The following is a 12,743-nucleotide window of genomic DNA, read 5'->3' as shown; positions in this document are numbered from 1 at the left end:
ATGGGCGGCACCCCGGATCCGGGGTGCCGCCCATCGGCGTACGGAGGTCGCTCAGTACGCGCTGTCGACGTTGTCGATCGTGCCGTACTTGTCGGCCGCGTAGTTCGCCGCGGCGGTGATGTTGGCGACCGGGTCGTAGATGTTCCAGGACGTCCCGGCGACGTGGTACGCGGTGAAGGTCGGCGGGATCACCTGGAGCAGCCCCTTGGACGGGATGCCGTTGATGGCGTTGATGTCCCAGTTGTTGATCGCCTGCGGGTTGCCCGAGGACTCCCGGATGATGTTGCGGTGCAGACCGCTGTAGGAGCCCGGGATGCCCTTGGCCTTCATGATGTCCAGGGAGTGCTTGATCCAGCCGTCGAGGTTGTTCGCGTAGCTCTTGGTGGCGACCTTCTTGACCACCACACGCTTGGCGGACCGGCTCGCGGCCTCCTTGGCGGCCTTGCGCGCGGCGGCGGCCTTCTTGGCCGCGGCCGCTGCGGCCGCCTTCTTCTTCGCGACGGCTGCCTTCGCGGCGGCCTCGGCGGCGGCCTTCTTCTTCGCGGCGGCGGCCGCGGCGGCCTTCTTCTTGGCCTCGATGGCGTCGACCTTCACGCTCGTCGTGGCCAGCTGGTCGGTCACGCTGGCCTTGACGGCCTGCACCGGCGTCGTGCTGTAGGCGACCCGGGCCGAGGAGACGGCGTCCGTAGTGGTCGTCTGCGCGTCGGCCGGCACCACGGAGAAGGCGAGGGCGGCGGCACCGAGCGTGGCGGCACCGGCGATCGCGATCTTACGAGTGTTCTTGGGCATGCGGATGGACCTCTTCGAATAGCGCGGAGGTCGCTCTCTTCGTCCGACGGCGGACAGCGGGTGCTTGTGGCACGGGCGCCGCCGGGGGAGAACCCACGGCGCTGAGCGACGAGAGCCATTGTTAGCGGCCGCAAAAAGGGCAGGCAAAGGTGTGACGTACGATCCCCGATAGTGGATCAGGGAAGGGCAAATCGGGACAGATAGAACCATCTGCCCCGTTCACCGCGTCCCCTTTATCTCCTATTGCCCCTAGTACGTGATCCGCGCCCTATGTGCGGGCTCACACGGGCCCCACCCTGTTCTCACAGATAGTTGCCCGAGCAATGCTCTGCGTCAGCGCTCTCCTCCGGAAGGACGAGGTGCACGTCCCCGAACTCGTGCCACAGGTAGCGCCCGCCCAGCGCCTCCTCGTAGCCACGGCTGATCGCGGCCCGCCCCGCCACCGCCTCCAGCATCAGCAGATGCGAGGCCTCCGGCTCGTGCAGCCCGGTCAGCAGCCCGTCCACCACCCGTACCCCGCGCGCGGGGGTGACGACGAGATCCGTCCATCCCGCACGCGCGCGTACGAGCCCGTCCGCCCCGGTCGCCGACTCCACGGCTCGCACAGCGGTCGTCCCCACCGCGATCACCCGCCTGCCCGCCCGTCTCCCTCCGCCACCGCGCACGGCGTTGATCAGCCGCGCCGACGCCTCGGGCACCGCGAACCGCTCCGGGTACGGCGGCTCGTGCGCCTCCGCCGAGGCGACCCCGGTGTGCAGGGTGATCGGCGCGAACTGCACCCCCCGGCTCACCAGCTCCGCCACCAGCCGCGCGGTGAAGGGCCGCGCCGCACTCGGCATCTCCGCACTGCCCGTGCCGTCGGCCGACGGCAGCGCGAACACCGTCTGATAGACGGACAGCGGCTGGTCCCGCTCCGTATAGGAGTAGCGAATGGGCCGCCCGTGCTCCCGCAGCAGCCCGGGCACCGCCCCGGCAGACGACTGCACCGACCCGGCAGGAGACACCCGCGCCCACCACAGCCGCCCGCTCCCCGGGCTCAGCGGCTCCTCCAGCGCCAGCCGCACACCCCCGGCCAGCCGCACCTCGGCCCCCGCGGGCCCGCCCGCCCGCGCCCGGGTGGTGCCCTTCCCGTCCGGCTCCCGCAGCTCGACGGCCCACCGTCCGTCGTCACCGCGCGTGGAGAAGTGCACCACCACACGCGCGTGCCCGACCCGCCCGTCCACGGCCGCCGCCAGCGTCGGCGAGGTGTTCACCACGAGCAGGTCCCCGGCCCGCAGCAGACACGGCAGCTCCCGGAACGCGTGATGCGTGACCTCCGTCCCCCGCGAGACCAGCAGCCGTACGTCGTCGCGGTCCCGCCCCGGCCCACGCTGCTCGGCCGGCACCCGCGCCGACAGCTCCTGCGGAACCCGCTGCACGGCCAGCGTCATCGCCGTCCCTCCAGCAGGGCCGGAGCCCCGTACCGCCCGCTCGCCGGACGCTCGTCCAGCAGCCGCAGGAAGGCCGGCGCCACACCGGCCGGATCCGGCCGCGGATCATCGTCGTCCGGGACGGCCGCCGCGTACAGGTCCGTGGCCATGTCCCCGGGGTCCACCGCCCACACCCGCAGCCCCGGCTCCTCCGCGCCGAGCACCGCCGAGAGCTGGTCCAGCGCCGCCTTGGACGCTCCGTAGCCGCCCCACGTCCCGTACGCCTCGGCGGCCGCGTCCGAGCTGACGGTGATCACCGCCCCCGCCCGCGCCCCGAGCAGCAGTGGCAGCGCCTCCTGCACCAGTCCCAGCGCCGCCACGACGTTCACCTCCAGCGCCCGCCGCAGCCCGTCCAGGGGCAGCTCGGCCAGCCGCACCAGCGGCTCGGCTCCCAACGCACTCGCGTTGTTCACCAGCAGGTCGCAGCCCCCGAGCCGCCAGGCGGCCGCCACCAGCTCGGCCCGGTGCGCCGCATCCGTGACGTCCCCCGCACGGGCCTCGACCCGGGTCCCGTGCGCCGCCACGGCCGCCGCCGTCTCCTTCAGCACCTCCACGGTTCTGGCGTCGAGCACCAGATCCCAGCCCCGTGCGGCCAGCGCCTCGGCCAGTGCCCGTCCCAGCCCCTTCGACGCACCCGTGATGATCGCAACCGGCATGACAACCGTCCCCTCGTCCGACCGCCTCCTTGCGGCGGTGATCCCAACGTAGGAACCGGCCCCGCGCCTCCGCCTCGGACGCGGGACGCAGGCCGGAGGGTCCCTTCGTCGTACGCCTTCGCACCCGGTCCCCGCGCCCTGGGCCGCGGTACCCGGGACCTCCGTCCTAGGTCCTGCGCCCCAGCCCCTGGCCGCCACAGGTCCGATCCGCGCTGTCACACCCCGCCGGTACCGTGAGGGCATGAGTCAAGGCCCCCGGTCCGGCCTCGCCGCGGTTAGCTCCGCGCTGCTGGCCATGAGCAGGCACCTCGAGGTCCGCGACGTCCTCAAGACGATCGTCGCCTCCGCCCGCGAACTGCTGGACGCGCAGTACGCCGCCCTCGGCGTGCCCGACGACCACGGCGGGTTCGCCCAGTTCGTCGTCGACGGTGTCGGCGAGGAGCAGTGGAAGGCCATCGGCCCGCTGCCCCGCCAGCACGGCATTCTGGCGGCGATGCTCCAGGAGGCCCGGCCCCAGCGCCTCGCCGACGTCCGCAAGGACCCGCGCTTCGAGGGCTGGCCGTCCGCCCACCCCGAGATGTCCGACTTCCTGGGCCTGCCCGTCCGGGACGGCGACGAGGTCCTCGGGGCCCTGTTCCTGGCCAACAAGAACTGCGTCAAGCCCCAAGGCGGCTGCGGCTTCACCGAGGACGACGAGGAACTGCTCGCGATCCTCGCCCAGCACGCCGCGATAGCCCTCACCAACGCCCGCCTGTACGAGCGCAGCCGCGAACTGACGATCGCCGAGGAACGCTCCCGGCTGGCCCACGAGCTGCACGACGCGGTCAGCCAGAAGCTGTTCTCCCTGCGCCTGACGGCCCAGGCCGCCACCGCCCTCGTCGACCGCGACCCCGCGCGCGCGAAGGGCGAACTGCAGCAGGTCGCCGCGCTCGCCGCCGAAGCCGCCGACGAACTGCGCGCCGCCGTCGTGGAGTTGCGCCCCGCCGCCCTCGACGAGGACGGCCTGGTCGCCACCCTCCGCACCCACATCCAGGTCCTCGACCGCGCCCACACCGCGCGCGTGACCTTCACCAGTCAGGGCGTCCGCGCGCTGCCCGCCGCGCAGGAGGAGGCCCTGCTGCGGGTCGCCCAGGAGGCTCTGCACAACGCGCTGCGCCACTCCGGGGCACAGCGCGTCGACGTGACCCTCGGAAAACGCGGCCCGGGCACGGTCCTGCGCGTCACGGACGACGGCGGCGGCTTCGACCCGACGACGGTCCGCCGGGCCGGCCGACACCTCGGACTGGTGTCGATGCGGGACCGGGCGAGCGGGGTCGGTGGCACGCTCACGGTGGACTCGGCGCCCGGCAAGGGCACCACGATCGAGATAGAGGCTCCCGGTGGCTGACGCAATCAAGGTGCTGCTCGTCGACGACCACCAGGTCGTCCGCCGGGGCCTGCGCACCTTCCTGGAGGTGCAGGACGACATCGAGGTCGTCGGCGAGGCCGCCGACGGCGCCGAAGGAGTCGCCCTCGCCGAGGAGTTGAAGCCCGACGTCGTCCTGATGGACGTCAAGATGCCCGGCATGGACGGCGTCGAGGCCCTCCGCAGGCTCCGCGACCTGGCCAACCCCGCGCGCGTGCTGATCGTCACCAGCTTCACCGAACAGCGCACCGTGGTCCCGGCCCTGCGCGCGGGCGCCGCCGGGTACGTCTACAAGGACGTGGACCCCGACGCCCTGGCCGGCGCCATCCGCTCGGTCCACGCCGGGCACATCCTGCTCCAGCCGGAGGTCGCCGGCGCACTCCTCTCCCAGGACGAGGGCACCTCGGGCCAGGGCAGAGGCGGCGCGCTCACGGAACGCGAGCGCGAGGTGCTCGGCCTGATAGCGGACGGCCGCTCCAACCGCGAGATCGCCCGGGCCCTGGTCCTCTCCGAGAAGACCGTCAAGACACACGTCTCGAACATCCTGATGAAGCTCGACCTCGCGGACCGCACCCAGGCCGCGCTGTGGGCCGTACGCCATGGCGTGACCCGCTGAGACACGCTCCGGCGCACCACCCGGAGCGTCGCGGGGCGCTCCGGCCGGGCAACGTGGAAGGTTGACTTCCGATCCGAGATTCATACCGTCGTGGGAATGTCCCCCGGATGGCGCATCCTTCGGGGCTCGCCGCCGTTCTCCAGTGCGTGCCGCGGCGACTGCCGCGGCAATCGCCAGGAGGGGTCAGAAGTGAAGAACCTGAAGAAGGCAGCGGCCGTGACGATGGTGGCCGGCGGGCTGATGGCCGCGGGTGCCGGCATGGCCTCCGCCGCCGACGGCGCCACCGCCCTCGGCGAGGCCAAGGGCTCGCCGGGCGTCGTCTCGGGCAATCTCGTCCAGGCCCCGGTGCACGTCCCGGTCAACGTGGTCGGCAACAGCGTGAACGTCATCGGCGTGCTGAACCCGGCCTTCGGCAACCTGGGTCTCAACCACTGAGGTCCCGCCCGCACCCGCGGTGACCTCCGGCCTCCCTCGGCCCCACCGAGGGGGGCCGGTCTGTTTGTCGCTCCAATGATCCGAACGAGGTGTCTTCCCGGCGGCCCCGCATCGTTCCCGATCACTCCCGCGTTGGGCAGTCCACGACCCGCGGCCGGGTCGGACACGCAAACGCAGGAGGAACTCTTCCCATGAACATCGCCAAGAAGGCTGCCGTGGCCCTCACCGTCGCGGGTATCGCCGCGGGCGCCTCGGCCGGTGCCGCCGTCGCCGACGCGGGTGCCGAAGGCGCGGCCGTGAAGTCGCCGGGCGTTGCCTCGGGCAACGTCATCCAGGTGCCGGTGCACATCCCGGTCAACCTCTGCGGCAACACGATCAACCTGGTCGGCGTGCTGAACCCGGCGTTCGCCAACACCTGCATCAACGACTGAGTTCGTAGCCGCACCACAGAAGGGCCCATGCGTCATCGACGACGCGTGGGTCCTCTGCATGCCGCGACCTTTCAAGGCCGCCCGGCAATCCAGCCGGTCCGGGGGCGCCCCTCCGGGGGAGCTTGAGGACAAGGCCCCTTCAGGGCCGGAGGAGGGCCTGGGGGCACAGCCCCCGGAGGACGCCCACACCGACAGCCCTCGCCGAAAACCCCCCGCTCACCGCACCCCCCGCTCCCGCTCCTCCACAACGGAGTTGTACGCGGCGACCTGAGCTCGCCGCCCCGTCCGCTCGACCGGCCGCAAGGCCTCCGCCCGCACCGCCATCTCCGCCGAGCTCACCGCACCCCCGGGTCCGTTCTCATAGGCGAGGGACACCAGCAGCCCCACCCGCTGCGCCAGCTCCAGCACCCGCACCGCCCGAGACGGATACCCCGGCGCCAAGATCTCCCGCCCCCGCTCGGCCCGGGCCCGGTACGCGTCGATCGCCGCCTCCGCCACCGGCCCCGATCCCGCCAGGTCCAGCCGCGCCAGCACCGCCGTGGCGTCCCGCAACGCCTCCGCCAGCTCCCGTTCCGCCTCGCCCAGCGACGGTACGTCGGCCGGTGGAGCCTCCCGCACCGGCAGGCAGTGCCACACGACCTCGACATGCACATCACCGTCGGGGCCGGCCTCGTACACCTCCGGCACCAGCCCGTACCCGGCGCCGTGACAGACCACCGCCTCCTCCGCCTCCAGCGCCCGCGTGTTGAACTCCGGCGGGCCGCTCAACCCCAGCGGATGCCCCGGCGCGGGCAGGGCCACCCGCAGCCCGCTCACCCCGAGCGCCCGCAGCCGCCCGAGCCCGAGCGTGAGTCCGACGGGCACCGACTCCCCAGGCAGCCCCTCCACCCGGTGCACGGCGTCCTCGCCGACGATGGCGAGCACGGCGTCATCCGGCGAGACAAATCCGGCCAACAGGGCATTTCCCCAAGCGACAAGACGACCAGAGCGCGGTTCCGAGAGCATGCCCCCACCCTAAGGACCGGACCGATGGAACGGGCCGCCCGACCGGTGGCGTAGATTTTCCCGGAGAGGCCGCGCCCACCCATGCGCGGCGGTCCGAGCCACAGGCGCCCGCGACAACCGACCGGCCACACAGCAAGGGGAGACAACGCGCTCATGAGCGATGTTCTGGAGCTTCAGGACGTATCCGTGGTCCGTGAGGGCCGGGCTCTGGTGGACCAGGTCTCCTGGTCGGTCAAGGAGGGCGAGCGCTGGGTCATCCTCGGTCCCAACGGGGCCGGCAAGACGACCCTCCTGAACATCGCCTCGACCTACCTCTTCCCCAGCGCCGGCACCGTCTCCATCCTCGGGGAGACCCTCGGCAGCCCCGGCACCGACGTCTTCGAGCTGCGCCCGCGCGTCGGCATGGCCGGCATCGCCCTCGCCGACAAGCTCCCCAAGCGCCAGACCGTCCTCCAGACGGTACTGACCGCCGCGTACGGCATGACCGCCGGCTGGCAGGAGGAGTACGAGGACATCGACGAGCAGCGCGCCCGCGCCTTCCTCGACCGCCTCGGCATGAGCGACTACCTGGACCGCAGGTTCGGCACGCTCTCCGAGGGCGAGCGCAAGCGCACCCTCATCGCCCGCGCCCTGATGACCGACCCCGAGCTGCTGCTCCTCGACGAGCCCGCCGCCGGCCTGGACCTCGGCGGCCGCGAGGACCTCGTACGCCGTCTCGGCCGCCTCGCGCGCGACCCCATCGCCCCCTCGATGATCATGGTGACCCACCACGTCGAGGAGATCGCCCCCGGCTTCACCCACGTCCTCATGATCCGCCAGGGCAAGGTCCTCGCCGCGGGCCCGGTAGAGCTCGAGCTCAGCTCCCGCAACCTCTCCCTCTGCTTCGGCCTTCCGCTCGTCGTGGAACAGGTCGGCGACCGCTGGACCGCACAGGGCCTGCCGATGTCCTGACCGCTCCTTGTGCGCCCTGTCCCCGGCAGGACGTGCGGCTCTACCATGACGGTGTGAACGACATCGACGCGTGGGTGTGGTGGCTCGTCGGCGCGGCAGCGCTCGGAATCCCGCTCGTGGTGACCGCCATGCCCGAATTCGGCATGCTCGCGGTCGGAGCGGTGGCCGCGGCCGTCGCGGCAGGCCTCGGCTTCGGAGCCGTCGCCCAGGTGCTCGTCTTCATCGTCGTCTCCGTCGCACTGATCGCCGTCGTACGCCCGATCGCGACCAAGCACGCCAAGCAGCGTCCCCGACTCGCCACCGGCATCGACGCGTTGAAGGGCAAACAGGCCGTCGTGCTCGAGCGCGTCGACGGCTCGGGCGGCCGCATCAAACTCGCCGGCGAGATCTGGTCGGCACGCGCCCTCGACACCGACCGCTCCTACGACGTGGGGCAGGAAGTCGACGTCGTGGACATCGAGGGGGCCACGGCGATCGTCATCTGACTCCGCGCAACTCCCGCACGACGTAAGTGAACAGAACACCTCACGAGCCGCACGACGGTCTGTCACACTCGTCCAGCAAGATCTTCAACAGGCATAAGATCTTCCGAAAGCGCCGAGGCGGAGAAAGGTACGGGGAGCCGCGATGGAACCGGTCATCATCGTCCTGGTCATTCTGGTGGTGTTGGTCTTCATCGCCCTGATCAAGACGATCCAGGTCATCCCACAGGCGAGTGCCGCCATCGTGGAGCGGTTCGGTCGCTACACGCGGACACTCAACGCGGGCCTCAACATCGTCGTCCCGTTCATAGACACCATCCGCAACCGCATCGACCTGCGTGAACAGGTCGTGCCGTTCCCGCCCCAGCCGGTGATCACCCAGGACAACCTGGTCGTGAACATCGACACCGTCATCTACTACCAGGTGACCGACGCCCGGGCCGCGACCTACGAAGTCGCCAGCTACATCCAGGCGATCGAGCAGCTCACCGTCACCACGCTCCGCAACATCATCGGCGGCATGGACCTCGAGCGGACCCTGACCTCCCGCGAGGAGATCAACGCGGCGCTGCGCGGAGTCCTCGACGAGGCGACCGGCAAGTGGGGCATCCGCGTCAACCGCGTGGAACTGAAGGCCATCGAGCCCCCGACCTCCATCCAGGACTCGATGGAGAAGCAGATGCGCGCCGACCGTGACAAGCGCGCCGCGATCCTCACCGCCGAAGGCACGCGCCAGGCCGCCATCCTCACCGCCGAGGGCGAGAAGCAGTCCCAGATCCTGCGCGCCGAGGGTGAGGCCAAGGCAGCCGCCCTGCGCGCCGAGGGCGAGGCCCAGGCCGTGCGCACGGTCTTCGAGGCCATCCACGCAGGCGACCCGGACCAGAAGCTCCTCTCCTACCAGTACCTCCAGATGCTCCCGAAGATCGCCGAAGGCAACGCCAACAAGCTCTGGATCGTCCCCAGCGAAATCGGCGACGCACTCAAGGGGTTGTCCGGCGCCATGGGCAACTTCGGCAACTTTGGCGGCAATTCGGGAGGCCGCAACTCCGGCAACGGCGACAACGGCAACGAGCGCCGCGAGAAGCCGTCGATCGACTGAGGAATCTCCTCGACTCCGCCTAGTTCCCCGTGCCCTGAAGGGGCGCGGGGAACTGTGCGACCAGCCGCAGCGTCCCGCAGACAGAAAACCGGCCCCGCGCGGAGCGCTACGCGGCCTCCCCGGCCAACCAGCCAGGCAGGGCAGCGAAGTCCTCCTGCCCCAAGGCCAGGAGCATCGCGTCCGCCGGCGTCGGCTCGAACGGCTGCCGCAGCAACGGCATCTTCGCCTGCTCCGGAGTCCGGTCCGCTTTACGGTGATTGTCCTCCGCGCACGAGGCGACGGTGTTCAGCCACACGTCCTGACCCCCCTGGGCCCGCGGCACCACGTGGTCCACGGTCGTCGCCCGGCGACCGCAGTAGGCGCAGCGGTGCCGGTCCCTTATCAGCACACCCCGCCTCGACCACGGAGCTTGTCTTCGGAACGGCACTCGTACGTATCTGCACAGCCTGATCACACGAGGCGCCGGGATGTCGACCTCGGCTCCGCGCATCCGGAGTTCGGGGTGGGCCTGCTCGACGACGGCCTTGTCCTGAAGCACCAGAACGACGGCTCGGTTCAACGTCACCGTCGACAGCGGCTCGAAGCTCGCGTTCAGTACCAGCGTGTCCCGCATACCAGCCCACCTCCTGTGTGCACCGGCCCACCCCCTGGCGGGCTGGGATCAACTCTGGCCGGGCACGCCGAGATGGACAACGCAATATCTGCTGCTTCACGGGCGGTGACCCCCGCGACCCCCGGCAACAAAAATGCCCGCCTCTGATCACTTCCAAGACCAGAGGCGGGCAAACGTTCCATGAACGATGAGCTGACTCATCCCTCCGCGGGAAGTTCGTACTCACCGATGAGCTGAGCGCGGGCGATCGTGTGGAACCGCAGATTGAATCCCACGGCGGCGGGCGAGGCGTCGGCGTCCGGGCCGAGCTTCTCCTGATCCACCGCGTACACCGTGAAGACGTACCGGTGCGGTCCGTCCCCGGGCGGCGGAGCGGCCCCGCCGAACTCCTTGGTGCCGTAGTCGTTGCGCGCGTGTACGGCGCCCTCCGGCAGCCCCTCGAACTTGCCGCCGCCCGCACCCGTGGGCAGCTCGGTCACCGAGGCCGGGATGTCGAACAGGACCCAGTGCCAGAATCCGCTGCCCGTCGGAGCATCGGGGTCGTAGCAGGTCACGGCGAAACTCTTGGTCCCGGACGGGAAACCCGCCCACCGCAGCTGCGGCGAGGTGTTCCCCGCCGCGTGGACCTGGGCGTCCTTGAGCGTCGCCCCCTCCTCCACGTCCTCGCTCGTGACCGTGAACGACGGCACCGGCGGATGGAAATCGTGGGGCAGTGGCCGCCTCTTCGGCTCGGTCACTTCGATACCTCCTGATCGATCGGCAAGGCACTCCCTTCGGAGCCTACGACCTTCACCGCCGTCGCGAGGACGCACAGAGGGCCCGGAACGCCGTACGGCACTCCGGGCCCTCTCTGTGGCTCAGAACCAGTTGCGCTTGCTGCCGACCTCGGACAGCCACTGGTTGAGGTACCCCGCCCAGTCGGTGGCCTGGTAGTCGTGCAGACCCACCTGGAACGAGCGGAAGGTGTCACTGCCCTCGCTGAACAGCCCCGGCTTCTTGTCCATCTCCAGCACGACGTCCATCGTGTGCTCGTCGGCCACGAAGCTCAGCTCGACCTGGTTCAGCCCCCGGTACTGCGACGGCGGGAAGAACTCGATCTCCTGGTAGAACGGCAGCTTCTGCCGCGTGCCGCGGATGTGCCCGCGCTCCAGGTCCGCGTTCTTGAAGCGGAAGCCCAGCTGGATGAAGGCGTCCAGGATCGCCTTCTGCGCCGGCAACGGGTGCACGTTGATCGGGTCCAGGTCACCGGAGTCCACGGCGCGGGCGATCTCCAGCTCCGTGGTCACACCGATGTTCATGCCGCGCAACGTCTGGCCGTCGATCGTCGTGACCGGCGTCTCCCACGGGATCTCGAGCCCGAACGGCACCGCGTGCACGGCGCCGGCCTGGAGCTCGAAGGCACCCCCGAGGCGCAGCTTCGTGAACTCGATGTCCTGCTTGTACTCCTGGTCGCCGCTCTCGACCTCGACCTTGGCCTGAAGCCCGACCGAGAGCCCCTCGATCTGCTGGTTGACGGACCCGCCCTGGATCCGCACCTCACCCTGTACGACACCGCCCGGAACGACGTTGACCTCGGTCAGCACCGTCTCGACCGAAGCCCCACCGGCCCCCAGACTCGCGAGCAGCTTCTTGAACGCCATGTCTCTCCCTCTACGACCTTCTTCTTACGGGATCCCTCGACCCCTACATACGCGATCCCGGCGTGGCCGGTTCCGTGCCCCACACCCTGGCAAGACGGATGCCCGCTGACCACCCCGACGCACCCACGCGTCTGCACTACGCTCGGAGGGCATGATCGCGACCCCCGACCGTACGCCCCTCCCCAGGTCCTTCTTCGACCGCCCTGTCCTGGAGGTGGCCCAGGATCTGCTCGGCCGGCTCCTCGTCCGTACGACCCCCGACGGTCCGGTCACCCTGCGCCTCACGGAGGTCGAGGCCTACGACGGCCCGAGCGACCCGGGCTCCCACGCCTATCGCGGTCCCACGGCCCGCAACGGCGTGATGTTCGGTCCGCCCGGACATGTGTACGTCTACTTCACCTACGGCATGTGGCACTGCATGAACCTCGTCTGCGGTCCGGACGGCACTGCGAGCGCCGTCCTGCTCCGCGCCGGCGAGATCGTCGAGGGCGCCGAGTCGGCCCGCAAACGTCGACTCTCGGCCCGAAATGACAAGGAACTGGCCAAAGGGCCCGCCCGCCTGGCCACCGCCCTGGGCGTGGACCGAGCCCTCGACGGTACGGACGCCTGCGCCACGGGGGACACCCCCTTGAGGATCCTGACCGGCACCCCTGTCCCCTCCGACCAGGTACGCAACGGCCCGCGCACCGGAGTCTCCGGCGACGGAGCGGTCCACCCCTGGCGGTACTGGGTCGCAGGCGACCCGACGGTGAGCCCCTATCGGGCTCACGTCCCCAGGCGTCGCCGAAGTTGACTCGCTGTTGGCCGGCGCGTAACGTGGCCCGAGCCGCTTGAACCGGGTACGGCATTCGCCGGCAGTCGGAAGCGGCCAACCCACTACCTACAACGCCCCTCAGCGGGAGCGAATTCGGCATGCCCGCATGCCCGAATTCCAACCCGGCGGAACTCGATTATGAGTTGCAGAGGGAATCGGCTAACGTAGTGAATGTCGAAAGGCCGACAGGCGAAAGTCCAAAGCCCAAGACAACCCCCCGACAGGGAATCGGATCAAGAAAAGGATCTGATAGAGTCGGAAACGCAAGACCGAAGGGAAGCGCCCGGAGGAAAGCCTGAGAGAGTCTCTCGGGTGAGTACAAAGGAAGCGTCCGTTCC

At 70.3% G+C, this 12,743-nt stretch carries 15 protein-coding genes; 8 read left to right on the top strand and 7 right to left on the bottom strand.

The features are described from left to right. Nucleotides 1-51: 51 nt before the first annotated feature. From ACFWBD_RS40855 to ACFWBD_RS40845, 3 genes are all read right to left on the bottom strand, one after another. Nucleotides 52-789 carry a transglycosylase SLT domain-containing protein gene (locus tag ACFWBD_RS40855; protein ID WP_385679094.1) on the bottom strand — a complete coding sequence of 246 codons (738 nt, stop codon included), beginning with the start codon at nucleotides 787-789 and terminating at the stop codon, nucleotides 52-54. 302 nt (nucleotides 790-1,091) lie between these two features. Continuing rightward, nucleotides 1,092-2,219, bottom strand: a complete 1,128-nt coding sequence (locus ACFWBD_RS40850) for an S-adenosylmethionine:tRNA ribosyltransferase-isomerase (RefSeq protein ID WP_385679091.1) — start codon at nucleotides 2,217-2,219, stop codon at nucleotides 1,092-1,094. Further along, entirely contained in the window at nucleotides 2,216-2,914 is a 699-nt protein-coding gene (locus ACFWBD_RS40845; protein ID WP_385679088.1) for an SDR family NAD(P)-dependent oxidoreductase, read from the bottom strand. The genes ACFWBD_RS40850 and ACFWBD_RS40845 overlap by 4 nt, the downstream gene beginning before the upstream one ends. A gap of 241 nt (nucleotides 2,915-3,155) precedes the next feature. Here ACFWBD_RS40845 and ACFWBD_RS40840 point away from each other — a divergent pair, with 241 nt between their 5' ends. The 4 genes from ACFWBD_RS40840 (at nucleotide 3,156) to ACFWBD_RS40825 (ending at nucleotide 5,801) form a co-directional block, all read left to right on the top strand. Continuing rightward, nucleotides 3,156-4,301, top strand: coding sequence for a GAF domain-containing sensor histidine kinase (locus ACFWBD_RS40840; protein ID WP_385679085.1), 1,146 nt, complete (start codon nucleotides 3,156-3,158; stop codon nucleotides 4,299-4,301). Beyond that, nucleotides 4,294-4,935: a response regulator transcription factor gene (locus tag ACFWBD_RS40835; protein WP_020130387.1), complete on the top strand. Its 642-nt coding sequence runs from the start codon at nucleotides 4,294-4,296 to the stop codon at nucleotides 4,933-4,935. The genes ACFWBD_RS40840 and ACFWBD_RS40835 overlap by 8 nt, the downstream gene beginning before the upstream one ends. Before the next feature lie 189 nt (nucleotides 4,936-5,124). Then, on the top strand, nucleotides 5,125-5,370 hold the full coding sequence (gene chpE / locus ACFWBD_RS40830) for a chaplin ChpE (protein WP_020130386.1): 246 nt from the start codon (nucleotides 5,125-5,127) through the stop codon (nucleotides 5,368-5,370). 191 nt (nucleotides 5,371-5,561) lie between these two features. Beyond that, the gene (locus tag ACFWBD_RS40825; RefSeq protein WP_385679081.1) at nucleotides 5,562-5,801 is read left to right on the top strand and encodes a chaplin; all 240 of its coding nucleotides are present in this window, start codon (nucleotides 5,562-5,564) and stop codon (nucleotides 5,799-5,801) included. Between the two features lie 216 nt (nucleotides 5,802-6,017). Here the strand turns inward: ACFWBD_RS40825 and ACFWBD_RS40820 are convergent, their stop codons facing one another. After that, nucleotides 6,018-6,806, bottom strand: coding sequence for a hypothetical protein (locus ACFWBD_RS40820; protein ID WP_385679078.1), 789 nt, complete (start codon nucleotides 6,804-6,806; stop codon nucleotides 6,018-6,020). 153 nt (nucleotides 6,807-6,959) lie between these two features. On the opposite strand from ACFWBD_RS40820, the gene ACFWBD_RS40815 reads away from it, so the two are divergent. The 3 genes from ACFWBD_RS40815 (at nucleotide 6,960) to ACFWBD_RS40805 (ending at nucleotide 9,338) form a co-directional block, all read left to right on the top strand. Then, on the top strand, nucleotides 6,960-7,757 hold the full coding sequence (locus tag ACFWBD_RS40815) for an ABC transporter ATP-binding protein (RefSeq protein ID WP_385679075.1): 798 nt from the start codon (nucleotides 6,960-6,962) through the stop codon (nucleotides 7,755-7,757). 53 nt (nucleotides 7,758-7,810) lie between these two features. Then, nucleotides 7,811-8,242: an NfeD family protein gene (locus tag ACFWBD_RS40810; RefSeq protein WP_385679072.1), complete on the top strand. Its 432-nt coding sequence runs from the start codon at nucleotides 7,811-7,813 to the stop codon at nucleotides 8,240-8,242. A gap of 142 nt (nucleotides 8,243-8,384) precedes the next feature. Further along, a complete protein-coding gene (locus ACFWBD_RS40805; RefSeq protein ID WP_385679069.1) occupies nucleotides 8,385-9,338 on the top strand; it encodes an SPFH domain-containing protein in 954 nt (317 codons plus the stop codon). 106 nt (nucleotides 9,339-9,444) lie between these two features. Here ACFWBD_RS40805 and ACFWBD_RS40800 read toward each other — a convergent pair whose 3' ends face one another. The 3 genes from ACFWBD_RS40800 to ACFWBD_RS40790 form a co-directional block, all read right to left on the bottom strand. Continuing rightward, nucleotides 9,445-9,951 carry an HNH endonuclease gene (locus ACFWBD_RS40800; protein WP_385679066.1) on the bottom strand — a complete coding sequence of 169 codons (507 nt, stop codon included), beginning with the start codon at nucleotides 9,949-9,951 and terminating at the stop codon, nucleotides 9,445-9,447. Nucleotides 9,952-10,148: 197 nt separating this feature from the next. After that, a complete protein-coding gene (locus ACFWBD_RS40795) occupies nucleotides 10,149-10,688 on the bottom strand; it encodes a YbhB/YbcL family Raf kinase inhibitor-like protein (protein WP_385679063.1) in 540 nt (179 codons plus the stop codon). 120 nt (nucleotides 10,689-10,808) lie between these two features. Next, a complete protein-coding gene (locus ACFWBD_RS40790) occupies nucleotides 10,809-11,591 on the bottom strand; it encodes a sporulation protein (protein WP_385679060.1) in 783 nt (260 codons plus the stop codon). A gap of 151 nt (nucleotides 11,592-11,742) precedes the next feature. Between ACFWBD_RS40790 and ACFWBD_RS40785 the strand changes: the two genes are divergently transcribed. After that, the gene (locus ACFWBD_RS40785) at nucleotides 11,743-12,384 is read left to right on the top strand and encodes a DNA-3-methyladenine glycosylase (protein ID WP_385679057.1); all 642 of its coding nucleotides are present in this window, start codon (nucleotides 11,743-11,745) and stop codon (nucleotides 12,382-12,384) included. The last annotated feature ends 359 nt before the right edge of the window (nucleotides 12,385-12,743 follow it).

This window comes from Streptomyces sp. NPDC060002, from assembly GCF_042737245.1.
In the GTDB taxonomy this organism is placed as follows: Bacteria; Actinomycetota; Actinomycetes; order Streptomycetales; family Streptomycetaceae; genus Streptomyces.
Note: the sequence above shows the minus strand (reverse complement) of the source record. Positions and strands in the feature narration are given on the sequence as shown.